Raw genomic sequence first — 25,731 nt, forward strand, 5'->3', positions numbered from 1 at the left:
ACCGGTGAACCGGTGGCTGAGTTGCCGCGGGGCGGGCAATGCGGGCAGTGACACCGCCGCCGACCACGTCCTGGTGCTCCAGCAGGCGCTGGGGCAGGTCCCCGGGCAACTGCGACAACTCGACGAGCAGGGCCGCATGGCGGTGCTGGTGCGCACCGACGCCGCTGGCACCACCCAGGAGCACCGCCTGACCGATTCGTCGATGCGCGGAAGATCGGCGAGTGGGTCACAGGACGCAGCGGGTGCCTTCGGGCGGTGTCTTCAGCTCGACCAGGTATGCGAGGACGGTGTCGTCGATGCACGCGTTGCTACCGACCAGTGAGACGCCGTGCTGCTCGCCCTCCACGGTCAGCAGGCTGCCGCCGAGTGTTTCGGCCAGGTCGACCCCGGCCTGGTACGGAGTGGCCACGTCCCCGGTGGTCGACACGGTCAGCGTCGGCGGCAGGTCTGCGCCGCCGGTGAGCCAGGGGCCGGTCCTGGACGGCGGCTTCGGCCATGCCGTGCATGCGTGGTGGCTTTGCTCCACCGGCCTGCCGTCGTCCAGGATGGGCGCGGCCTGGCGGATCCGGCGGAGCAGCTCGGTCTGCTCGGCCGGCGTGCGGCGGGGCCAGTCCATGCACCGGAACGCGATGAAGCTGTCGAGCAACCCGTTGTAGCTGCCGTCCGGTTCGCGGCCGGTCATCTGGTCACGCAGCGAGAGCAGGGTGTCGCCTTTGCCCGCTGCCAGTTCGGTGAGGCCGTCGATGAGCTGGGGAGCCAGAGCCTCGGCGCGCAGCCCTGCCGCCGTTGCGGTGGTGGCGTCGGCGTAGTCCAGGCCGCGGCCGTCGGTGGTCTGCGCGGGCCGGTCGAGCAGCGGCCGTGTCAACGCCTGGAACCTCTCGGTCGCGCGATCCGGTTCGGTCCCCAGTGGACAGTCCGGGGACTTCGCGCATTCCTTGGCCAGCCGGTCGAAGCCCTCCTGGCCTGCCGTGGCTTGCGCGATGGTCATCTCGACCGGGGTCTTCTCAGGGCTGACCGCACCGTCGAGGACCAGCGCGCGTACCTTGTCCGGGAACGCCTCCGCGTAGACCCCGCCCAGCTCCGTCCCGTAGCTGTAGCCGAGGAAGGTCAGCTTCTCGTCGCCAAGGACCTCTCGCAGCACGTCCATGTCCCGCGCGGTCTCCCGGGTGCCGACGCTGGTGAGTGCGTCCTCCCCGCCCGCGCTCTTCGCGCACCGCCGCATGATCTCGCGGGCCTGCTTCTCGCTGGCGGCGCCGTCGATGTCCAGCGCGTTGTCGACCCCCGTGATGCGATCGTCGTCATCGGCATCGGTGAAGCAGTCCAACTGGGGCGGCGACGCGCCCACCCCGCGGGGATCGAACCCGATGATGTCGAACCGCTGCCCGAGTGTCCCCTTGGTCCACAGTGGATTCGACGAGGCCATTACGGCCACGAAGTTCATCCCCGAACCGCCGGGACCGCCCGGGTTGACCAACAGCGACCCGATCTTGTTGCCACTGGCCGGGATTCGCAGCATGGCGACCTCGCCGCGAGCCCCGTCCGGGTTGTCGTAGTCCAGCGGAACCTGCACCCGCGCGCAGTCCAGGCGCTCGTTGGCGAACAGCTTCTCGTCGGTGGGCGTCGTCGCGAAGGGACCGCACGGTTCGAACGCGACCTGCTGGTCGCGGAACTCGGTCAGGTCCGGTGGCGATGCGCCTGGCGGGGGTGGTGTGGTGCAGGCGCCCGCGATGGCCAGCGACGCGGCTCCCACGACGAGCAGTCTCGAGCGTGTACGGAACACAGGAACTCCTTGGTAGCTGTGGGTTTGCCGCATCGACGCTACGGCCGCCGGTCGTTCACACGGATCCGTCGATGGGCTCGGAACGCCTGACCGAAGTCGGAGCCGGACCGCCGTCTTCGGTGGGAGGTAGCGGGGCGGTGGCCTGTCTAGGCTCGGCACCGTGAACGACACAGCGGACAGCCGGCGCCGGGACCGGGTCGCCGACGGTGGGCTGGTCGTGCTCGCGGTCCTGGCCGGGCTCACGCTGGTCTTCGCCAGGCGGGAGATCGGGCCGGCGGCACCCGGCTGGCTCATGACCGCCGACATCGCCGCCGGAGCACTCGGCTGTCTCACGCTCTGGTGGCGACGCCGTTACCCGACGGTGCTGGCCGCCGTCCTGGTGGCACTGCCCCCCTTCTCCGAGACAGCCTCAATCCCGGCGCTGGTCATGTTGTTCACCGTGGCCGTCCACCGCTCGACGCGGACCGTCGTACTGCTCGCAGTGGGCAGCTTGCTCACCCACATGGTCTACCTGGTGTTGCGGCCGATACCCATGGTGTCGATGTGGGTGCTCGTCTCGTGGATCCTGCTGGTGCACGTCGTGGTCGTCGCGTGGGGTCTGCTGCGACGCGGCCGTCGCCAGCTCATCGCGTCGCTGCGGGAACGGGCCGTCGCGGCCGAGGTCGAGGCCCGGTTGCGCACCGAGCACGCCAGGCTCGAGGCCCGCGAGGCGCTGGCCAGGGAGATGCACGACGTGCTCGGTCACCGGCTGTCCCTGCTCACCATCAACGCGGGCGCCCTGGCCTACCACCGCGCCGCCACGGCCGAGGAGACCCAGCGGGCCGCGGAGTTGATCCGGGAAAGCGCCCACCGCGCGCTCAAGGACCTGCGCGAGGTCATCTCGGTGCTGCGCGCCCCGGACGGTGATGTGCCGCTTCCCGGCGTCACGGACATCGCCGAACTCGTCGAGGAAACCGCTCGCACCGGCACCGACGTACGGCTGCGCGACGAGCCGGGCGTGTGCACCGGCGCCTGCGCGGTCTCGGCAGCCTTGGGCCGCACCCTGTACCGGTTCGTGCAGGAGGCACTGACCAACGCGCGCAAGCACGCTCCCGCCGCGCCGGTCGTCGTCACGATCACGGCCGAACCCGGCACGCACCTGAGCGCGGAGGTCGTCAACGAGGCGCCACCCGTGCGCCCCGCTGCGGCACCGGCTGACTCCGGGGTGGGGCTGCGCGGCCTGGCCGAACGGGTCACGCTTGTCGGCGGCGACCTCCGGCACGGCCCGACCCACACCGGCGGCTGGCGGCTGGCGGTCCGGCTACCGTGGTCGACGTGACCGAGGAAGCACCGGGCGACGCCCCGGCCATCGCGGTGCTGATCGCCGACGACGATCCGGTCGTGCGCTTCGGGCTGACCATGATGCTGCGCGGTGCCACCGACCTGCGGGTGGTTGCCGAGGCGTGCGACGGCGGTGAGGCGGTCGAGCTGGCCGCCCGCCACGCACCCGACGTGGTCCTGATGGACATCCGCATGCCCGGCACCGACGGCATCACCGCCACCGAGACCCTCCGCGCCCGCGGCGACGCGCCCCAGATCGTCGTGCTCACCACCTTCGACTCCGACGACCACGTCCTGCGCGCCCTACGCGCGGGCGCGGCTGGTTTCCTGCTCAAGGACACCCCGCCCGAGGAACTCGTCGTGGCCATCCGTCAGGCCGCGCAAGGCAAACCGGTGCTCTCGCCCGAGGTCACCCGCCGCCTCATCGACCGCGTCGCGGGCGCGGAACCCGGACGCGACGCCCGCGCCGAAGCAGCACGCCGTCGCCTGGACACCCTCGCCCCGCGCGAACGCACCGTGGCCATCGACGTCGGCGCCGGGCGCTCCAACGCCGAAATCGCCGCTCGCCACCACCTTGGCCTGGCCACCATCAAGACCCACGTCTCGGCCATCCTCGCCAAGCTGGACCTCGACAACCGCGTCCAGATCGCCCTACTCGTCCACGACGCCGACCTCGACCCCCAAGCGTGAACCGACCCGCCCCGGGCTACTGCTCAGCGGGTGCTTTTCAAGGCCGCGCCCGAAGATCGTGCCCATGCCCGAACAAGACCGAGCCCAAGCCATCGCCGTCCTGGCGCGTTGGTTCGCCGAACCGCTCAACGCCGGCCGTCGCGGGCTTCCGCCATCCCGACTAGGCACCGACTGCGGCCCCGCTTGGCTTCGCGGAGGCACTGGCATGACCGATTTCCTCGGTGAGCAGCCGCCTACCGGGCCGAGATCTTCATCGGCAACCCGCCCGCCGGGGCCATGACGACGCCGAGATGCGTTCCCACCTCGGCACCGGGCAACAGGTCCGCCCGGAACCGACGAGCCAGGACGGCCGTCGCCAAAGTGATCTCCAGCATCGCGAAGCTCATCCCGATGCAGATCCGTCGGCCACCGCCGAACGGCAGGTACGCCGTCCGCGGTCGACCCTTGTCGTTGCCGGGCAGGAACCGTGTCGGGTCGAAGCGGTCGGGCTCCGGCCACCACTTCGTGTCCCGGTGGTTCACCGGAGGGATCACCATCACGCGGGAGCCCGCCGGAATCCGGTAGCCGTGCACCTCGTCGTCAGCCATCGCCGTGCGGTCAAGCGCCCACACCACCGGGTGCATGCGCAGTGTCTCGCTGACGACCGCCCGGGTCCACTGCAGGCGGTCGGCGTCGGCCGCTGTCGGCATCCGGTCGCCGAGCACCTCGTCGACCTCGGCCTCCAGCTTCTCCCTCGCCTCGGGATGGGCCGCCAGCCGATACCACAGCCACGACAGCGTCAGGCCCGTCGTATCCTGTGCGGCGAACAGGTAACCGGTGGCCTCGTCGCGAATCTTCTGGCGGGACAGGGGCGCACCGGTCGTCTCGTCACGGCTGGCGAGCAACTGGCCGAGCAGGTCCTCGCCGGGGTCCTGCGCAGCCTCTCGCTTGGCGCGGATCTCGTCGATGATGCGGTCGAACTCGCGGGCGGCGCCGTGCACCTTCGCCCGGCGGCGGAACTGCATTCGCCACGCCCTGGCCGGGCCGACACCGGGCAGCTGGTTGAGGACCAGCACCAGCGGCGACCGCAGCACCTTGCCCGTCGTCGTCTCCGACGTCCTGATGGCCGCGGTCATCGCGGCCATGTGGCCGCTCGTGTCCGGGCCGAACAGTGCGCGCGAAACCCCGTCGAGCGCCATCTCCCGCATGGCGGACACCATGCTGATCTCGCGGGGCAGCGGCCCGGCGGCCCACGTGTCCGCTGTCCGCGCGGCGACCTGTACCAACTGGTCGGCGTAGTTCGGCAGTTGTCGTGCCGCGAACATCGGTTGCGCGAGCGACCGGCTGCGGGCCCATGTCTCCCCGCTCGCGGTGAACAGTGCGACCCCGATCATGTCGTCGACCGAGGGATAGTTGACCCGCCCGTAGTTCTCCTGCTTCGAGACCAGTACGTGCGCGGCGGTCTCGGCACCGGACAGGAAATACGTCGTTTGCCCGCCGAGGTTGAACCGCACGACCTCGCCGTAGGTCGCCGCGAGGTCGCGGAACACCGAGATCGGATCCTGCTGAAAACGTCGCGTGAGCTTGAGTGACTCGAACCCCGACGGGCCGGGCGGCGTGGTTACAGGCATGAATATCTCCTCGTCGGAATTTGTCCGCGTACGGTACGCCACGCGGCGCCCACTGGTGGTCAGTTCCTGCGATTTCACGCCGCGTCTACCTTTGTAGTGACCTGGCTACTCGCCGTGATGCGCGATCACCTGTGAAATGGTGGTAGCGCTTGGCGGCGGAATTCGCCGGGCGTCATTGTTATTCCGCCGGTCAACGGTGAGCATGCGGACGGTGGTCACGGGTGCTGTGTCGGTCGGGCCGCGCTCGGCGGCGTCGTCGCCGGCCTCCTGCCGGTGCGCATGATGCTGACAGTTGCCGCTGCGCCGCGCGGTCTGCGCGGGCCGATGGAGAGCCTGGTCGAGTGCCCCTCGCACTTGTCTCGAAGAGGTCTGCGCGCGACTCCGGCAGTGCTATCGTCACGGGAACATGAGGAGTCGGATACTTGGGGGCAGCTATGGGGTTTCCTTGTGTGGCCAGGGAAGCACTCAGCGTGAGGGATGGCGGTCCACAATGGCGCCACCCGGCTCCGTGACTCCACCGGAGTAGGTGGGTAGTCGTCGCGCGTAGTGACCGTCGCGTCACCGGGCACTGGGGAGTGTCGCGTCGTCGGGCAACTTCTCCTGCGGCGCGGAGGATTGCCAACAGTTCAAAGAGGAGAAGTTCACCGATGTCCGACACCGGTCTTCCCGGAGTTCTCGACGGATTCGCCCTGACCGACCAGAGCGCCTTCCGCACCGGGTTTCCCTACGACGTCTTCGCGCGGCTGCGGCATGCGGCGCCGGTGCTGTGGCACCCCGGCGTGCACACCAAGGACGGCGAGGGCTTCTGGGTGATCAGCCGGTACGCGGACCTCGTGGCGGCGGCCGAGCTGTCGACGCTGTCCTCAAAGGGCGGCGGCGGTCGGGCTGGTGGTGGCACGCACATCGACGACCTGGAAGCCGGAGTGCACGCCGGCGTCCTGCTCAACATGCTCGACGACCCGCGGCACCGGCTGCTGCGCGACCTGGTCTCACCGGGACTCGCGAAGTCCGTGCTGGACGCGCAACTGCCACGAATTCGGGCGATGGCGCGCGAGTTCGTCGATGGGGCCGTCGCCAAGGGGCGAGTGGACCTGCAGCCGGAGCTGACCGCGCCGTTCGCGATCCAGACGATGGCGCTGCTGCTCGGCGCACCGGAGCGGGACTGGCCGCGACTCGTGGACTGGGCGCAGACGGTCGCCGGACTGGACAACCGCGATTCCGGTGACCATGACGACGTGGCCACGGCGACGATTTACGCCCTGTACGAGTACAGCCAGGAGCTCATCGCCCTCAAGCGCGCGACCGAGCCGACCGACGACCTGATGTCGATCGTGTCGCGCCAGGACCTCGCCGACCACGAGACCGAGGGGCCTCTGTCCGAGTACGAGCGGGCCGCCTTCTTCTGCCTGGTGATCGCTGCCGGCAGCGAGCCGGCGCGTAACGCGATGGCGATCGGTCTGCACGCCATGACACAGCATCCCGACCAGTGGGCGCGGCTGCGCGCGGACCGCTCCCTCGTCAACGGCGCGGTCGAGGAGATGCTGCGCTGGTCCTCGCCGACGCCGTACAACCGGCGGACGGCCACAGAGGACATCGTGTTCCGCGACGTCGAGATCGAGGCCGGTCAGAAGGTCACCCTGTGGTGGGCCTCGGGGAACCGCGACGAGTCGGTCTTCACCGACCCCGACACGTTCGACAGCCGCCGCGACCCCAACCCGCACCTGGCGTTCGGTCACGGCATCCACTCCTGCCTCGGCCCGCAGTTGGCGCGCCTGGAGATGCGGGTGCTGCTCAACGAGCTGCTGGACCGCGTCGCGGAGTTCACTGTGGTCGGCGACCCGGAGTGGGCGGCGACCAACAAGCACACGGTGATCACGCAGCTGCCCGTCGAGCTCACGCCGGCACGGGAGCTGACCGAAGAACTGGCATGACCGGCGGACCGGTGCCGCTGGCCGTCGAGTGAAGCGGACGAGGTCGTCCCGGAAAGCCGGCGGACCACCAGTCCGGTCGCGACCGGACCGGTGGTCCCACCACACGATCAGGAAGAGAGTCATCCCATGACGGAGGCAGCGGCGCCATCGCCGGCGGACGTGGCCAGGGCGATGCTGACGTTCGACCCGACCACCCCGGAGTACCGCGAGAATCCCCACGCGGCGTACCGCCAGGCGCGAGAACTCGGTGCGGTGGTGCGCAGTCCGCTCGGGTTGTGGGTGGTGACCCACTATGACCTGTGCGCGTCGGTACTGCGGGACGCCGCGTTCGGCTGGGGCGACAGTGCGCCCGACGAGGACACCACGACCACGACGCGCTTCACCACCAACCCCGACGGCACCCAGGTACGCCCGTTCATCTTCCTGGACCCGCCGGACCACACGCGCCTTCGCAAGCTGGTCAACAAGGCGTTCACCCCGGCGCGGGTCAAGACGTTGCTTGCGCAGACCAAGAGTCTGGTGGCCGACCTGCTCGCGAAGGCGCGCGCCGAGGCGGGCGACGGTCCGATCGACCTGATGTCGACGATCGCCCGACCGATCCCGGCACGCGTGCTCGGCACGCTGCTCGGCGTGGCCGACGAGGACGTTGCGCGGTTCCAGTCGCTGTGCGCGGACATCGGGCGCGGCCTCGACCTCGCGGTGTTCCTTACCCCGGAGCAGATCGCCCGCCGGGACAGCGGGCGGCAGGAGCTCATCACCTACTTCGGTGAGCTGGCCGAGAAGCGGCGCGTCGAGCCGCGCGCCGACCTGGTCAGCGAACTCGTCCTCGTCGAGGAGGCCGGCGACAGGCTGACCATGGCCGAGCTGTGTGTCACCTGCACGCTGCTGCTGTCGGCCGGCTATGTGACGACGGAGAACCTGATCGGCAACGGGATGCTGGCCCTGCTGCGCAACCCCGAGCAGCTCGACTGGCTGCGTGCCAACCCCGACCGGCTCGACGACGCGATCGAGGAGCTGCTGCGCTACGACGGGCCGACGCAGCTGGTCGGCCGGGTGGCCTTGATGGACACCGAGCTGGGCGGTCAGCCGATCGCCAAGGGTGAAACGGTTCTGCTGATGCTCGGCGCGGCCAACCACGACCCGGCGGCCTTCGAGAACGCGGACGAACTCGACCTGTCCCGCTCCGGCCGCAACCTCGGCTTCGGCGGCGGAATTCATTTCTGCATCGGCGCGCCCCTGGCCAGGATGGTCACCAACGTCGTGGTCGGCGAACTGGTCAAGCACGACCTGCGGCTCGTCCCGGATGCCGTGCGCCCAGGGGAGAGCATCACCATCCGGGGCGTGGCGGAGTTGCCGGTGACCGTGCGGGACCGCTGAGTCCGCGACGCGCATCCAGGGGGAGTGATGGTCGACATCAGGGCTGGCCGGTCGGCCGACGCCATCGCCGTCATCGGGATGGCCTGCCGGCTGCCCGGCGCGGCGGACCCGGCCGAGCTGTGGGAGCTGTTGGCGAGCGGCATCGACGCGACGTCGGCGCCGCCGCCGGACCGGTCGGGCCTGACCAGGGGCCGGGCCGGTTTCCTGTCCACCGTGGACGAGTTCGACCCGGCGTTCTTCGCGTTATCGCCGAGGGAAGCCGCGGCGATGGACCCGCAGCAGCGGCTCGCGCTCGAGTTGGCCTGGGAGGCGCTGGAGCGTGCCGGCATCGTCCCGGGCGGACCGACCGGCGTGTTCGTCGGCGCCATCGCGGACGACTACGCGCGATTACGACCGGCCACCGGTCCGCACACCGCGACGGCGCTGAGCCGCGGCGTCATCGCCAACCGGGTGTCCTATCTGCTCGGTCTGACCGGACCGAGCATGTCCATCGACTCGGCCCAGTCCTCCTCGCTCGTCGCCGTGCACCTGGCGGGGGAGAGCCTGCGCCGCGGCGAGTGCGACCTGGCGCTGGCCGGCGGTGTGCAGCTGAACCTGGCACCGGACGGGTTCCGGGCGATGGAGCAGCTTGGCGCGCTGTCGCCGGACGGCCGCTGCCGGGCGTTCGACGCCCGCGCCAACGGCTACGTGCGCGGCGAGGGTGGCGGGTTCGTGCTCCTCAAGCGACTCGCCGACGCGGAGCGCGACGGCGACGAGGTGCTGTGCCTGTTGCGCGGCAGCGCGGTCAACAACGACGGCGGCGGCGACACGCTGACCGCGCCGAGTGTCGACGCGCAGCGAGCGGTCCTCGCCAGTGCCTATGCCGAGTCCGGTGTGGACCCGGCCGGCGTCAGCTTCGTCGAGCTGCACGGTGCGGCCACACAGGCCGGTGACCCGATCGAGGCGGCGGCGCTTGGCTCGGTGCTTGGCGCGGGCCGGTCGGCGGAGCACCCGCTGCTGGTCGGCTCGGTCAAGACCAACGTCGGCCACCTTGAGGGCGCCGCCGGCATCACGGGCCTGCTCAAGGCGGTGCTGTGTCTGCACCACCGGGCACTCGCGGCGAGCCTGCACTTCGACACGCCACACCCGGACATCCCGCTGGCCGAGCTGGGCCTCGCGGTCAACACGGCGACCACGGCGCTGCCCGCCGGCCAACTGACCGCCGGCGTGAGCGCGTTCGGCATGGGCGGCACCAACTGTCACGTCGTGCTGGCCACCGCCGAGCCGGGGCCGGTCGAGGCGGCGCGGCCGACCGTCGACCAGGAGCCGCTGGTCGCGGTGCCGTTGTCCGGGCACACCGAGACCGCCCTGCGGGCGCAGGCCGGTGCGCTGCACGCACACCTGACCGCGAACCCCGACTTGTCCACTGTGGACGTCGCATGGTCGGCGGCAACCACCAGGACCCGGCTCGCCCATCGCGCCGCCGTGCTCGCCGACGGACGCGCCGAGCTGCTCGACGGGCTGGCCGCGCTGTCCGCCGGCACCCCGTCGGTCTCGGTGGTCGGCACCCGGCGCGGCCGGGCCGGTGGTGGCGGCCTCGCGGTGCTGTTCCCCGGCCAGGGCGGCCAGCGGCCCGGAATGGGCCGGCGGCTGTACGGCCGGTTGCCGGAGTTCACCGCCGCCATCGACGAGGTCTTCGCCCTGCTGGACGGTTCGGTCCGGGACGCCGTTTTCGGCGACGCCGGCGCCGACCTGGACCAGACCGAGAACACCCAGCCGGCGCTGTTCGCGATCGAGGTGGCGCTGTTCCGCCAGCTCGAGGCGTGGGGGATCCGGCCGGATCACCTGCTCGGCCACTCCTTCGGCGAACTGGCCGCCGCACACGTCGCCGGCGTGCTCAGCCTGGCCGACGCCGCCACGCTGGTCACCGCTCGCGGACAACTGATGGGCGCGCTGCCCTCGGGCGGGGCGATGGTCGCCGTCGAGGCAACCGAGGCCGAGGCGGCGGCCGTGCTCACCGACGGTGCCGCGCTCGCCGCGGTCAACGGGCCCGCGGCCGTCGTCGTGTCCGGCACGGACGCCGCGGTGACCGCGTTCGCCGCGCACTTCACCGCGCTTGGCCGGCGAACGCGCCGGCTGCGCGTCAGCATCGCCGCGCACTCCCCGCTCATGGACCCGGCACTGGCGCCGTTCCGTGCCGTCGCCGAGCGGCTGACCTTCCACCCCCCGCGCGTCCCGGTCGTCTCCACGGTCACCGGTCGCGATGTCGGTGCGGACATGGGCCACGCCGAGTACTGGGTGCGCAACGTGCGGCAGACCGTCCGGTTCGCCGACGGCGTCGCGACCCTGGCCGCGCACGGCGTGCGCACCATGCTCGAGGTCGGCCCGGACACCACGCTCACCCCGATGGCGCGGGAGTGCGCGCCCGGCGTCGCGGTGCTGGCCACCCTGCGCGCCGACCGCGACGACGACCGCACCCTGCTCGCCGCGGTCGCCGAACTGGACGCCAACGGCCACGGCCCGGACTGGCGCGCGGTGCTGCCCCACGGGCGGCGGGTCGGCCTGCCGACCTACGTCTTCCAGCGCCAGCGGTACTGGCACGACGACGTGCCGGCCGCGGCGCCACGCGAGGCGGACCGCGCCGCCGCCGACGTGACCGGTCTGGTGCACGCCGAGGTCGCCGTCGCGCTCGGCCGGTCCACATTGGACCCGGCAGCGACCACGGTGCCGTTCAAGGAGCTGGGTTTCGACTCGTACCTGACCGTCGAGCTGCGGACCCGACTGGCCGCCAGCACCGGGCTCGACCTGGACACCACCCTGCTCTTCGACCACCCGACGCCAGCCGCGCTCGCCGAGCACCTCTCGGTCCGGTTGCGGGGAAGCACGGACGCAGCCGGAGCCCGAGCCGGAGCCGACGAGCAGGTCGTCGCCGCCGCCGAGTCGCCGGACGCGGCGCCGGGGGCCGAGACGGGCGCGGACGAGCCGATCGCGGTCGTCGGGATCGGCTGTCGGCTGCCCGGCGGGGTCGGCTCGCCGGAACAACTGTGGGCGCTGGTCGCCGAGGGCCGGGACGCGATCACGCCATTCCCGACCGACCGCGGCTGGCTCACCGCCGACGACGCGCCATCGGCCGGTGGCTTCATCGACGGCGCGACCGACTTCGACCCCGAGCTGTTCGGGATCAGCCGCCGCGAGGCGCTTGCCATGGACCCGCAGCAGCGGTTGCTGCTCGAGACGTCGTGGGAGGCGCTGGAACGGGCCGGCATCGACCCGACCTCGCTGCGTGGCAGCCGCACCGGCGTGTTCGTCGGCGCGACCGCCGGCGAGTACGGGCCGCGGTTGGCAGACCCGTCGGAGGCCGGCGGTCACGTGCTCACCGGCACCACGCCGAGCATCATCTCCGGCCGGGTCGCCTACGTGTTCGGCCTGGAGGGACCGGCCGCGACGGTGGACACCGCCTGCTCGTCGTCGCTGGTGGCCCTGCACCTGGCCAGCCAGTCGCTGCGCCGCGGCGAGTGCGGGCTCGCGCTGGCCGGCGGGGTCAGCGTGCACGCCACACCTGGCATGTTCGTCGAGTTCGCCAGGCAGAGCGGGCTCGCCCCGGACGGGCGCTGCAAGGCCTTCGCCGACGCCGCGGACGGCACCGGCTGGGCCGAGGGCGCCGGGGTGCTGGTGCTGGAGCGGCTGTCGGTCGCGCGCCGTAACGGGCACCCCGTGCTCGGCGTCCTGCGCGGGTCGGCGATCAACTCCGACGGCGCCTCCAACGGTCTGACCGCGCCCAACGGACTGGCCCAGCAACGGGTGATCCGAGCCGCGCTCCGCGACGCCGCATTGTCCACTTCGGACGTCGATGCGGTGGAGGCGCACGGCACCGGCACCACGCTCGGCGACCCCATCGAGGCGACCGCGCTGCTGGCCACCTACGGGCGTGACCGCGAGACGCCGCTGTTGCTCGGCTCGCTCAAATCCAACGTCGGCCACACACAGGCCGCCGCCGGCGTTGCCGGCGTGATCAAGATGATCATGGCGATGCGGCACGGCAGGTTGCCGCGCACGCTGCACGTGGACGCGCCGTCGTCGCATGTGGACTGGTCGGCCGGCGCGGTGTCCCTGTTGACCGAGGACACCCCGTGGCCCGACCTCGACCGGCCGCGGCGGGCCGGGGTGTCCTCGTTCGGCATCAGCGGCACCAACGCGCACGTGATCGTCGAGCAGGCTCCGCAGTCGTCCGACGCGCCGGCCGGCGCCGGGCCGGTCATGCCGCTGCTGGTGTCCGGCCGCACCCCCGCCGCGTTGCGCGCCGCGGCCGCCAACCTGCACACCCACCTCACCGACCGCCAGCACCTGGCGCTCGGCGACGTCGGCTGGTCACTGGCCACCACCCGCGCCGCGTTGGCGCACCGGGCGGCCGTGTGCGCACCGGACCGCGCCGGCGCGCTCGACCAGCTCGCCGGGCTCGCCGCCGGGCGGCCGGACCCTGGACTGGTCACCGGGCGGGCCGGTGGCGGCGGCGACGTGGTGTTCGTCTTCCCCGGTGACCTCGGCGAGCGGTGGGTCGACAGCGTGACCGCGTTGCTGGACACGGCGCCGGTGTTCGCGCGTCGGCTGCGCGAGTGCGCGGCGGCGGTCGAGTCGATCGCCGGCTGGTCACCGCTGGCGGCGCTGGCCGACCCCGCCGCACTCGACCGCGTCGAGGTGCTCCAGCCCGTGCTGTTCGCGGTCACGGTTTCGCTCGCGGAGTTGTGGCGGACCGCCGGGGTGCGGCCGGCGGCGGTCGTCGGGCACGGTCAGGGCGAGATCGCCGCCGCGTGCGTCGCCGGTGCGCTCTCGCTCGCCGACGCGGCGCGGGTGGTGGTGCTACGCGGCCGCGCACTCGCCGAGCTGGTCAAGCGCGGCGAGCCCGGCGGCATGGCCCGGCTGCCGCTGACCGAGGAACAGGCGCGGACGAGGATCCAGCGCTGGGACGGGCGGCTGTCCATCGCCGCCATCGACGACCCGCGCTCGACGGTCGTGGCGGGAGACGCCGCGGCGCTCGACGAGCTGCTCACCGAGGTCGCGTCCGGCAGCCGCCTGCTCGTGGACCACGCGTCGCATTCCGCCAACGTGGCACCGATCGGGCCGCTGCTCACCGCCCGGTTGGCCGGCCTCAGTTCGTCCACACCGGACATACCGTTCTACTCGACGGTCACCGGGGGGCGACTCGACGGCGCCGAGCTGGACGCCGACTACTGGTACCGCAACCTGGCGCACACCGTCGACTTCGCCGCCGCCGTGCGCGCCCTGCTCGCCGACGGTCACCGCACCGTCGTCGAGGTCGGTGCGCGGCCGGTGCTGGCGGCGATTGTCACCGCGATCGTCGAGGACACCGCCGCCGCTGATGACGCCGCTGATGACGTCGTGGTGACCGGACCGCCTGACGACAGGGACGGCCTGGCGGCGTTCGGGGTCGCCGCGGCACGGTTGTACGCCACCGGCCTCGACGTGGACTGGTCCGCGCTGTTCACCGGCCGGCGAGTCGACCTGCCGACCTACGCCTTCCAGCGCCAGCGCTACTGGCTCGACGACACCCGACCGCTGCTGGACACCACGGTGGACACCGCGGACGGTGCGGTGCTGTCCGGAACGCTGTCGCGGCGCTCCCATCCGTGGCTGGCCGACCACGTCGTGCTCGACGCGGTGCTGCTGCCCGGCACCGCCATCGTGGACATGGCGCTACGGGCCGCCGACCACGTCGGCCGGCCCGGGGTGGCCGAGCTGGTGCTGCACGCGCCGGTCGAGTTCGCCGAGCGGGACCGGGTGGAGGTCCGCGTCGTGGTCATCGGCGACGAGCTCGCGGTGCACTCGAGAACCGATGCGCGGGACTGGGTCAGGCACGCCACCGGCACGCTCGCGACCACCGGGACGCCGGCCACCACCTGGACGCCACCCGAGGACACCGAACCGGTCGACGTGGTGGCCCACTACGCCGCGCTCGCCAGGCAGGGTTACCGGTACGGGCCGCGGTTCCGAGGCTTGCGGGCACTGCGGCGAGCCGGCGAGGACCGCTACGCCGAGGCGGCGCTGCCGGAGCCGATACCCGGTCGGTTCCGCGTCAACCCCGTGCTGCTCGACGCGGTGCTGCACGCGGCACTGCACGCGGTGCTGTCCGCCGAGGCGCAGCGGCCCGTGGTGCCGTTCGCGTTCGCCGGGATCACCGTGCACGCCACGGACGCGACCGCGGTGCGCGCCAGGATCACCCCGGTCGGCACCGACACCGTGGCCGTCGAGGTGAGCGACGCCAGGGGTCGCCCGGTGCTGTCGATCGAGTCGCTGACGTTGCGTCCCGCCGGCGAGCGGCTGGCCACCCACGAGGCGCTGTTCGGCCTGCACTGGCGAGAGGTCGCGCAGCACGCCGGCGAGCCCGTCGAGCACGAGGTGTACGACGTGACCGCGACCGGCGACGACCCGGTGGCGGCCACCCACGCCGCGGTGCGGGACGCGCTGACCGTGGTCCAGAGCTGGCTGGCGCGGGACCGACCGGGCCGACTCGTGTTCGCCACCCGGCCGGACCTGCCAGGCGCCGCGGTCGGCGGGCTGGTGCGCTCGGCGCAGACCGAGCACCCGAACCGGTTCGTGCTCGCCGAGCTGGACGACGACCCGCGCTCGCGGCAGCTGCTCGACGCCGCGGTGGCGACCGGCGAGCCCTGGGTGGCCGTCCGCGGCGGCGAGGTGCGGGTGCCCCGCCTGGCACGCACCTCGGCGCGCCCGGTCGAGCTCGGCGCCCAGGACTCGGTGCTGATCACCGGTGGGCTCGGTGCCCTCGGCGCGGCGCTGGCCAGACACCTGGTCGCCACGCACGGCGTGCGGCGGCTCGTGCTGGTCGGCCGCCGCGGCGGCGGCGCGGAGCTGGTCGCGGACCTGGCCGCCGAGGGTGCCACCGCGACCGTGGTCAGCTGCGACGTCGCCGACCGCGACCAGGTGGCCGCCCTGCTCGCCGAGCACCCGGTGACCGTCGTGGTGCACGCGGCCGGGATACTCGACGACGGCGTGGTCGAGCGGATGGACCCCGAGCGGTTGGCGGCCGTGCTGCGCCCCAAGGTGGACGCGGCCTGGCATCTGCACGAGCTGGCCGGCGAGCTGCGGGCGTTCGTGCTCTTCTCCTCGGTCAACGGCCTGCTCGGCGCGGCCGGCCAGGCCAACTACGCGGCGGCGAACGGCTTCCTGGACGGGCTTGCCCGCCACCGGCGCGAGCATGGCCTCCCGGCCACGTCGCTGGCGTGGGGGCTGTGGGAGTCGCGCGGCGACCTGACCGGCCACCTCGCCGACGAGCACGTCGCCAGGATGGCGCGCGGCGGGATGCGCGCGCTGTCCGAAGCGGACGGCACCCGGTTGTTCGACCTCGGCGTCGGGGCCGACTCGGCGCTCACCGTGCCGGTCCGGCTCGACCTCGACGGGTCGGCCGCCGCCGAGGTACCGGCGTTGTTGCGCGGCCTGGTCGACCCACGGACCCGGCCTGCTGCCGACACCGCCGAGCTGGGCCTGGACCTGTCGCCGGCCGGCATGCTGGAGTTCGTTCGCGCCGAGACCGCGGCGGCGATCGGCCTGGACCACGCCGACGACGTTGAGCCCGACCGCGCGTTCCAGCAGCTCGGTTTCGACTCGCTGACCGGCGTGGCCCTGCGCAACCGGCTCAGCGAGGCCACCGGCCTGCGACTGCCCACTGCCCTGGTCTACGACCACCCCACCCCTACGGCCGTCGCCGCGTACCTGGTCGACCGGCTGTCCGCCGCGCCGGCCGAGGCGCTGGAGCGCACGGGCGTCGCGACGGCGGTCGACGAGCCGGTCGCCATCGTCGGCATGGCCTGCCGCTACCCGGGAGGCGTCGAGACGCCGGACGATCTCTGGTCACTCGTGACCGGTGAGGTCGACGCCATCTCGCCGTTCCCGACCGACCGCGGCTGGACCGCCGACCAGCTCGCGCGCAGCGTCACCCGCTCTGGCGGGTTCCTGTATGGGGCGGCGGAGTTCNGAGCACGCGGGGTTGGATCCGTTGGCGTTGAAGGGTTCGCGGACCGGGGTGTTCGCCGGGGTGATGTACCGCGACTACGCCGCCCGGCTCGCCGCGGTGCCCGACGAGGTGGCGGGCTTCGTGTTGACCGGCAACCTCTCCAGTGTGGTCGCCGGCCGCGTCGCCTACGCGCTTGGCGTCGAGGGCCCGGCGCTGACCGTGGACACGGCATGCTCGTCGTCGTTGGTGACGTTGCACCTGGCGGCGAAGTCGTTGCGGGACGGGGAATGCGACTACGCGCTCGCCGGTGGCGTCACCGTGATGTCCACTCCGGACACCTTCGTCGAGTTCTCCCGCCAGCAGGGCCTGGCCGCCGACGGCCGCTGCAAGCCGTTCGCCGAGGCGGCGGACGGCACCGGATGGTCCGAGGGCGTCGGGATGCTGGTGCTGGAGCGGCTGTCCGACGCGCGGCGCAACGGGCACCGGGTGTTGGCGGTGGTCCGCGGCTCCGCGATGAACTCCGACGGCGCGTCGAACGGGTTGACCGCGCCGAACGGCCCATCCCAGCAGCGGGTGATCCGCGCGGCGCTGCGCGACGCCGGAATGTCCACATCGGACATCGACCTGGTCGAGGCGCACGGCACCGGGACCAGGCTCGGTGACCCGATCGAGGCCGAGGCGCTGTTGGCGACGTACGGCCGGGATCGGGAGGCGCCGTTGTGGCTTGGTTCGGTGAAGTCGAACATCGGGCATACGCAGGCGGCGGCTGGGGTGGCCGGGGTGATCAAGATGGTGCAGGCGATGCGGCATGGGGTGTTGCCGCGCACGCTGCATGTGGACGAGCCGACGTCCCATGTGGACTGGGCGGGCGGCGCGGTACGGCTGCTGACCGAGTCGCGGCCATGGCCGGCGCAGGGACCCCGCCGGGCGGCGGTGTCGGCGTTCGGTATCAGCGGCACCAACGCGCACGTCGTCCTGGAACAGGGAGTCCTCGAACAGGGCGTCCTCGAACAGGGGCCCAGCGCCGACCCGACCGGTGTCGAGCCACTCGCCACCGGGTCGACACCGGTGCCGGTACCGCTGTCGGCGCGCTCGCCGCGGGCGTTGCGCGACCACGCCGCCCGGCTGCTCACGACCCTGGATGGCACCGAGCGCGTCGTTGACGTGGCCGCCACGCTCGCCACGCGCTCCGCGTTCGACCACCGCGCGGTGGTGCTGGCCGAGGATGTCGAAGGGCTGCGGGATCGGCTGCGCGCCGTCGTCGATGGCACCGAGACCGCGGGCGTGGTGTTCGGGCAGGTGCGCGCGGCGGCGAGTCGGGGCGCGGTGTTCGTCTTCCCCGGCCAGGGCGCGCAATGGGTCGGGATGGCCAAGGAACTGCTCGACGAGTCGCCGGTGTTCGCCGCGCGGATGCGGGAGTGCGCGGACGCCCTGTCCAGCCTCGTGCCGTGGAACCTGGTCGACGTGCTGACCGATGACGCGGCGTTGGCGCGGGTGGACGTGGTTCAGCCGGCGTCCTGGGCGGTGATGGTGTCGCTGGCCGCGGTGTGGCAGTCGGTCGGGGTGGTGCCAGACGTGGTGGTCGGCCACTCGCAGGGGGAGGTCGCCGCCGCCGTGGTCGCCGGTGGACTCTCGCTCGCCGACGCCGCGCTGGTCGTCGTCACCCGCAGTCGCCTGGTCGCGGAGTCGATGGCCGGCACGGGCGGGATGGCCTCGGTCGGGCTGCCGGCCGAGGCGGTCGCCACCCGCTTCCCGAGCGTCTGGGTCGCCGCGCACAACGGGCCGGCCACCACGGTGGTCTCCGGACCGGCGGATGCCGTCGCCGACCTGGTCGCGACCTGCGACCGCGACGGCGTGTGGGCGCGCCGGATCGCGGTGGACTACGCGTCGCACTCCCCGGTGGTGGAGCGGATCCGGGAGCCGCTGCTCGCCGGGCTCGCCGGCATCCAGCCGCGGTCGGCCACGGGCGCCACCATGTGGTCCACGGTCAGCGGTGGCCCGGTCGACACGGTCACCCTCGACGCGCACTACTGGTACCGCAACCTGCGGGAGCCCGTGCTGTTCCACGACGTCGTCTGCGCGCTCGGCGCCCGCCCGTTCGTCGAGGCCAGCCCGCACGCGGTGCTCGCCCCCGGCGTGGTGGACAGCGTCGCCGAGGCCGTCGGCGTCGGCACGCTGCGCCGCGACGACGGCGGTGCGCGCCGGTTCCTGCATTCCGCGGCCACCGCGTGGACCCAGGGCGTGCCGGTGCGCCTGGCGGTCGACGGCCGGCTCCTCGACCTGCCGACCTACCCGTTCCAGCGCACCCGCTACTGGCTGGACGCGCCGCCATCGACCGGCGGCGACGACGCGGAGTTCTGGAACGTCGTCGAGCGCGCCGACCCGCACGAGCTGGCGGCCAGCCTGCGCGTGGACGCCGGCACGTCGCTGACCGACCTGCTGCCGGCGCTGTCGTCGTGGCGGCGGCGCCGAGCCGCCGCCGGCACCGCGGACTCGTGGCGGTACCGGGTCCAGTGGCGCCAGGTGGACACCGACCCGGTGCCGGCGCGGGGCACCTGGCTGGTCGTCACCACCCCGGGGCTCGCCGACGAGCCGGTGCCCGACGTCGGGCCGGTGGTGCCCTTCGTGCTCGACCCCACGCAGGACCGAGCCACCGTCGCCGCCCGGTTGCGCGCGGCGTTGGCCGACCGGCCGATGACCGGCGTGCTGTCCCTGCTGGCGCTGGACGAGACACCGAGCCGGACGCACCCGGCACTGGTGGCCGGGCTCGCCGCGAGCGTGCTGCTGTGGCAGGCGTTGGGTGACCTCCAGGCCGGGATTCCGGTGTGGACGGTGACCCGCGGCGCGGTGTCGGTGGCCGGCGAGCCGCCCAACCCGGTGCAGGCCCAGACCTCGGGGCTGGCCAGAGTCGCCGCCCTTGAGCACCCCGGCGAGTGGGGCGGGCTGGTCGACCTGCCGGCGCACCTCGACGAGCCCGGCAGCACCCGGTTGCGGGCGGTGCTCGCCGGCGTCGGTGTCGAGGACCAGCTGGCGATCCGCGAGTCCGGTGTGTACGTGCGCCGGCTCGTGCGCGCGCCGCTGGCCGCCGCCGGTCCTGGCGGCCAGTGGCGGGCCAGGGGCACGGTGCTGATCACCGGCGGCACCGGGGCGGTCGGCCCGCACATCGCCGAGTGGCTGGCCGACGCCGGCGCCGAGCACCTGGTGCTGACCGGCCGGCGCGGCCTGGACACGCCGGGCATGGCCGAGCACGCCGAACGGCTACGCGCCCGTGGCGTCGCGGTGACCGTGGCGGCCTGCGACGTCGCCGACCGCGCCGCGGTGGCCGGCCTGCTCGACGGGTTGCGGGCCGACGGCCACGAGGTGCGCACCGTGATCCACGCGGCGGCGCTGATGGAGCTGTCCGCGCTGCGGGACACGACCCTCGACGAGTTCGCCGACGTGGTGGCGGCCAAGGTGCTCGGCACCGCGCATCTCGACGAACTGCTCGACCACGACTCGCTGGACGCGGTGGTGTTCTTCTCCTCCATCGCGGCGGTGTGGGGCCCGGCCAACCACGGTGCCTACGCCGCGGCGAACGCCTTCCTCGACACCACCGCGGAGCGCTGGCGCGGGCAGGGTCGCCGCGCGACGTCGGTGTCGTGGGGCGTGTGGGGCAGCGACGTGCTGCCCGACGCGATCGACGAGGACCTGCTGCGCCGGCAGGGGCTGCCGCTGATCGACCCCACCACGGCGCTCACCGCGCTTGGTCAGGTGCTCGACCACGGCGAGGGTGCGGTGTCGGTGGCCGACGTGGACTGGTCGACGTTCATCGAGCTGTTCGCCTCCGCCCGGTCTCGGCCGCTGTTCGCCGAGTTGACCGAGGACACCGACGCGGTCAGCGCGGACGGATCGGCGGAGGTGTCGCTGTCCGAGCGGCTCGCCGGGCTCTCTCCCGTCGAGCGCGAGCAGTCGGTGGCCGACCTGGTTCGCCAGCAGACCGCGGCGGCGCTCGGCCACGGCTCGGCCGAGGTGGTCGGCGTCGGCCGGCCGTTCAAGGAGCTCGGGTTCGACTCGCTGCTGGCCGTCGAGCTGCGCAACCGGATCGCCGCCGCCACGGGTCTGCGGCTGCCGGCGAGTCTGGTGTTCGACTACCCCACGGTGACCGCGGTGGCGGAGTTCCTGGTCGGCGAGCTGACCGAGGAGGCCGACCAGGTCGGTGGCGATGTCGATGTCGAGCTCGACCGGCTGGACGCCACGCTCGCGCGGATCACCGACGCCAACAGCCGCGCCGAGGCGGCGCGGCGGTTGACGGGGATGCTCGCCGAGCTGCGGCAGGGTCGGGCCGGCGCGGGGCCCGCCGGCCCAGCCGACACCAACACCGACATCGATGACGATCTCGGCTTGGCCACCGACGAAGAGATTTTCGACCTGATCGAACGCGAGTTCGGGGAGACCTGACAGAGAGGTGGCGTCCGTGACGGACGAGGACAAGCTCCGCGAGTATCTCCGGCGGGTCACCACGGACCTGCGCCGGACCACTCGCCGGCTGCGGGAGCTGGAGGAGCACGCCGGCGAGCCGATCGCGGTCGTCGGGATGGCCTGCCGCTACCCCGGCGACATCGCGAGTCCCGAGCACCTGTGGGACGTCGTCACCGCGGGCCGGGACGTGACCTCGGAGTTCCCCACCGACCGCGGCTGGGACATCGAGGCGCTCTACGACCCGGAGCCGACCCGCTCCGGCACGTCCTACGTGCGCCGCGGCGGCTTCCTCGCCGACCCGCAGTCCTTCGACGCCGACCTGTTCGGCATCTCCCCGCGCGAGGCGTTGGCCATGGATCCCCAGCAGCGCCTGCTGCTGGAGACGAGCTGGGAGGTCGTCGAGCGCGCCGGGATCGATCCGCTGGCCCTGCGCGGCAGCCGCACCGGCGTCTACGTCGGGCACAACTTCCAGCAGTACGGTCCCTCGCTCGAGCACGCGCCGACCACCATCGAGGGCCACCTCGTCACCGGCGTGGTGCCCAGCATCGCCTCCGGCCGGATCGCGTACTCGCTCGGCCTCGAAGGACCCGCCGTAACGCTGGACACCGCGTGCTCCACCTCGCTGGTCGCGGTGCACCTCGCGGCCCAGTCGCTGCGTGCCGGCGACTGCGAGCTGGCCATCGCCGGTGGGGCGACCGTGCTGGCAACGCCCGGCACGTTCGTCGAGTTCTCCCGGCAGCGGGTGCTCGCCCCGGACGGCCGGTGCAAGGCGTTCGGCGACGGCGCGGACGGCATGGGCATGGCCGAGGGCGTCGGCGTCGTGCTGCTGGCCCGCTGGTCGGACGCCCGCCGGCTCGGCTACCCGGTGCTCGCCCTCGTCGCCGGGTCGGCGATCAACTCCGACGGTGCGTCCAACGGTCTGACCGCCCCCAACGGGCCGGCCCAACAGCGGGTGATCGAGGCGGCGCTGACCAACGCCGGACTGTCCGCGGCCGATGTCGACGCGGTCGAGGCGCACGGCACCGGCACCGCGCTCGGCGACCCCATCGAGGCGCACGCGCTGCTGGCCACCTACGGGCGGCGGCGGCGGGAGCGCCCGCTGTACCTGGGCGCGGTGAAGTCCAACATCGGCCACACGCTCGCCGCGTCCGGGGTGGCCGGCCTGATCAAGACAGTGCAGTCGATCCGCCATGGCGTGCTCCCCGCCACCCTGCACGCCGACCGACCGTCCTCACGCATCGACTGGGCGGCCGGCGCCGTCGAGTTGCTGACCGAGCCCGTGCCGTGGCCGGTCGACGGGGACCGGCCACGGCGGGCGGGCGTGTCGGCGTTCGGCATCAGCGGCACCAACGCGCACGTCGTCCTCGCGCAGGCCGACGAGCCGGAGCCGGTCGGGCCGACCCCGTTCTGGCCGGTCCCGATCCTGGTGTCCGGCAAGAGTGACGCCGCGCTGCGCGCGCAGGCCGCGCGGCTGGCCGACCACGTGGCCGAGCGTGCCGAGCTCGGTGTGCCGGACGTGGCGTACTCGGTCGCGACCGGCCGCGCCGCGCTCGACCACCGGGCCGTGGTCCTCGGCGCCGATCGTGCCGAGGTCGTCCGGCTGCTGCGCGAGCTACCCGGCGGCCAGGTCGCCCGCGACGGCCGCGTCGCGTTCCTGTTCTCCGGGCAGGGCGCTCAGCGGACCGGCATGGGCACCCGGCTGGCCGCCAGGTTCCCAGCCTTCGCCGAGGCGTTCGACGCGGTGTGCGCCGAGCTGGACCCGCTGCTGGACAGACCTGTCCGCGCCATCGTGGACGGCCCGGCCGACGAGCTGAACCGCACCGGCAATGCCCAGGTGGCGCTGTTCGCCGTCGAGGTCGCGATGTATCGCCTTGTCCGTTCCTGGGGCATCACCCCGGCGCTGCTGGCCGGCCACTCGATCGGCGAGTTGGTCGCGGCCCACGTGGCCGGGGTGCTGTCCCTCGCGGACGCCGCCGCGCTGGTCGCGGCGCGGGCGCGGCTGATGCAGGCGTTGCCGGGCGGCGCCATGCTCGCCGTTTCCGGCACCGAGGAGGAGGTTCGGGCCGCGCTCGGCCCGGACCCGGAGCTGGACGTCGCCGCGGTGAACGGCCCGGAGTCGGTGGTGGTGTCCGGGGACACCGCGGCCGTGGACCGGTTCGCGCAGCGGTGGTCGGCCGACCGGCGGGGCACCCGTCGGCTGCGGGTCAGCCACGCGTTCCACTCCCGGCACATGGACGCCATGCTGGCCGAGTTCCGGACCGTCGCCGAGTCGCTGACCTACCAGTCGCCGGCGCTGCCCGTGGTGTCGAACGTGACCGGCCGGCTCGCCGCCACCGAACTCACCTCGCCGGACTACTGGGTGGAGCACGTGCGGCGCACGGTGCGGTTCCACGACGGCGTTCGCACCCTGCTCGACCGGGGCGCGACCACGTTCCTCGAACTCGGGCCGAGCGCGGCGCTGTCCCCGCTGGTCGCCGACGCCGTGCCACTCGTGGGCCGAGACGCCCGCCTCGACGAGGCGGACCTCGCCATGCGCGCGGTCGCCCAGCTGCACGCGGCGGGCGCCACGGTCGACTGGCCGGCGGTGTTCGCCGGCAGCGGCGCGCACCGGGTCGACCTCCCGACCTACCCGTTCCAGGGCAAGCGGTTCTGGCTGCGGCCAGGAGAATGGGCCCAGGACCTCGGCGCCGCCGGGATCGAGTCGGTGGACCACCCGCTGCTGCGCGCCGCGGTCGCCCTGCCTGGCTCGGGTGGCCTCGTGCTGACCGGCCGGCTCTCCACCGAGACCCAGCCCTGGCTCGCTGACCACGTCGTCGCCGACCGGGTGATGTTCCCCGGCACCGGGTTCGTCGAGCTGGTCGGTTGGGCCGCTGGCGGTGCCGCCGTCGCCGAGCTGGCCATCGAGGAGCCGTTGGCGGTCGAGAGCACCGCGGTGCTGCGGGTGACGGTGGTGGGGGACCGGGTCGAGGTGCACGCCCGCACCGGTGGTGCGTGGACCCGGCACGCCAGCGCCACGCTGGCGCCAGCCGGGCCGGCACCCGACGCGATGACCGAGTGGCCGCCGGCCGCCGCCGAACCCGTCGACCTGGCGGGCACCTACGCGGCCTTCGCCGAGGTCGGCATCGAGTACGGCCCCGCCTTCCTCGGCCTGACCGCGGCGTGGCGTCGGGGCGACGACCTGTTCGCCGAGGTCGAGCTGCCCGCCGAGCACCGCGCCGACGCCGCGCGCTACGGCCTGCACCCGGCCCTGCTCGACGCGGCGATGCACGTGTTCGGCGTCGAGCGCGCGGTCATGCCGTTCGTGTTCACCGGGGTCACCTGGCACGCGCGCGGTGCCGCGACGCTGCGGGCGCGGGTGCGGCGGCTCGCCGACGAGTCGCTTGCCCTGCTCGTCACCGACGAGGTCGGTCGACCGGTGCTGTCGGTGGACTCGGTGACGCTGCGGCCGGCGCCGGTCGGCACGGCCGACCTGTACCGCGTCGCGTGGTCCCCGGTGCCGGCCGTCGACACGGTGCCAGCCGTCCAGCCGCCCGGTGCCCGCCCGATCGAGCTGCCAGCTGACGGCGACGTGGCCGAGGCGGTGCACCACGCCCTCGCGGTGCTGCGTGAGCGGCTCGACTCCGACGAGCCACTGGTGCTGCTCACCCGGCGTGGGGTGGCCGTGGCACCCGACGAGGAGGTCTCCCCGGCCGCGGCCGCGTTGTGGGGGCTGCTCCGCACGGCGCAGGCCGAGCATCCCGACCGGATCACGCTGATCGACACCGACGACCCGGCCGGCGCCGGTGTCGCCGCGGCGGTCGCGACCGGTCTGCCGGGCATCGCCGTCCGCGACGGTGCGCTGCTCGCGCCCCGGCTGCGGCCGGCGGACCCGAGTGGAGAGCCGTTGCACCTCGGCGAGACCGTGCTGGTCACCGGCGGCACCGGCGGTCTCGGCGCGCTGCTGGCCCGGCACCTGGTCGACGCCCACGGCGTGCGCGAGCTGGTGCTGGTGAACCGGACCGGACCGGATGGCGCGGCGCAGCTGGTCGCCGACCTGACCGCCGCCGGAGCGCGGGTGCACGTGGTGGCCTGCGACGTGGCCGACCGCGACGCGCTGGCCGCGGTGCTCGACGCGCACCCGGTGACCGCGGCCGTGCACGCCGCCGGCGTGCTCGCCGACGGCATGACCACCTCGCTGTCGGCCGCCGACGTCGAGGCGGTGCTGGCGCCGAAGGTCCTCGGCGCGCGGAATCTGGACGAGCTGCTCGGTGCTGTCCCGCTGGTCCTGTTCTCGTCGGTCTCCGGCGTGTTGGGCAATCCCGGTCAGGCCAACTACGCCGCGGCGAACGCCGCGCTGGACGCGGTGGCCCACGAGCGGGTGCGGGCCGGGCGGCCCGCGGTGTCGCTGGCCTGGGGCCTGTGGGAGCCGGCGACCGGCATGACCGATGGGCTCGACGACCGGCGGATTCAGGACAAGGGCATCCTGCCGTTGCCGGCCGACCGGGCGCTGGGGCTGTTCGACGCCGCGCTGCGCGGTGGCGGGGCGGCCATGGTGCCGGTCCGGCTGACCGCGCCGGCCCGTCGTGCGCTCACCGCGCCGCCGGTCGCGGTCACCGCCAG

6 protein-coding genes and 3 pseudogenes are annotated in these 25,731 nt (G+C 73.4%); 7 read left to right on the forward strand and 2 right to left on the reverse strand.

The features are described 5' to 3' along the window. Positions 1-226: 226 nt before the first annotated feature. Positions 227-1,750 (reverse strand): alpha/beta hydrolase, encoded by a 1,524-nt coding sequence (locus ACYVIP_RS34950; protein ID WP_460404274.1) that lies wholly within the window; start codon positions 1,748-1,750, stop codon positions 227-229. A gap of 190 nt (positions 1,751-1,940) precedes the next feature. Here ACYVIP_RS34950 and ACYVIP_RS34955 point away from each other — a divergent pair, with 190 nt between their 5' ends. Continuing rightward, a complete protein-coding gene (locus tag ACYVIP_RS34955; RefSeq protein ID WP_460404276.1) occupies positions 1,941-3,098 on the forward strand; it encodes a sensor histidine kinase in 1,158 nt (385 codons plus the stop codon). Beyond that, positions 3,095-3,790 (forward strand): response regulator, encoded by a 696-nt coding sequence (locus tag ACYVIP_RS34960; protein ID WP_460404278.1) that lies wholly within the window; start codon positions 3,095-3,097, stop codon positions 3,788-3,790. Before ACYVIP_RS34955 ends, ACYVIP_RS34960 begins: the two co-directional genes overlap by 4 nt. 233 nt (positions 3,791-4,023) lie before the next feature. Here the strand turns inward: ACYVIP_RS34960 and ACYVIP_RS34965 are convergent, their stop codons facing one another. After that, positions 4,024-5,400: a cytochrome P450 gene (locus tag ACYVIP_RS34965; RefSeq protein WP_460404280.1), complete on the reverse strand. Its 1,377-nt coding sequence runs from the start codon at positions 5,398-5,400 to the stop codon at positions 4,024-4,026. 647 nt (positions 5,401-6,047) lie between these two features. On the opposite strand from ACYVIP_RS34965, the gene ACYVIP_RS34970 reads away from it, so the two are divergent. The 5 genes and pseudogenes from ACYVIP_RS34970 to ACYVIP_RS34990 all read left to right on the forward strand — a co-directional run. Then, positions 6,048-7,331, forward strand: a complete 1,284-nt coding sequence (locus tag ACYVIP_RS34970) for a cytochrome P450 (RefSeq protein WP_460404282.1) — start codon at positions 6,048-6,050, stop codon at positions 7,329-7,331. 126 nt (positions 7,332-7,457) lie between these two features. Further along, complete coding sequence (locus ACYVIP_RS34975) at positions 7,458-8,708, forward strand: cytochrome P450 (RefSeq protein ID WP_460404284.1); 1,251 nt, start codon at positions 7,458-7,460, stop codon at positions 8,706-8,708. A gap of 27 nt (positions 8,709-8,735) precedes the next feature. Beyond that, positions 8,736-14,504 (forward strand): annotated as a pseudogene (locus ACYVIP_RS34980) (type I polyketide synthase); the annotation flags it as partial. A 135-nt stretch (positions 14,505-14,639) separates the two neighbouring features. Further along, positions 14,640-21,111 (forward strand): annotated as a pseudogene (locus tag ACYVIP_RS34985) (type I polyketide synthase). Between the two features lie 34 nt (positions 21,112-21,145). Beyond that, a pseudogene (locus ACYVIP_RS34990) lies at positions 21,146-25,731 on the forward strand (SDR family NAD(P)-dependent oxidoreductase); the annotation flags it as partial.

The organism is Actinophytocola sediminis (assembly GCF_054779715.1).

Coding starts and splice junctions, on each gene's coding strand:
- ACYVIP_RS34965 (WP_460404280.1), bottom strand. CDS start 5,400: ATGCCTGTAACCACGCCGCCCGGCCCGTCGGGGTTCGAGTCACTCAAG.
- ACYVIP_RS34970 (WP_460404282.1), top strand. CDS start 6,048: ATGTCCGACACCGGTCTTCCCGGAGTTCTCGACGGATTCGCCCTGACC.
- ACYVIP_RS34975 (WP_460404284.1), top strand. CDS start 7,458: ATGACGGAGGCAGCGGCGCCATCGCCGGCGGACGTGGCCAGGGCGATG.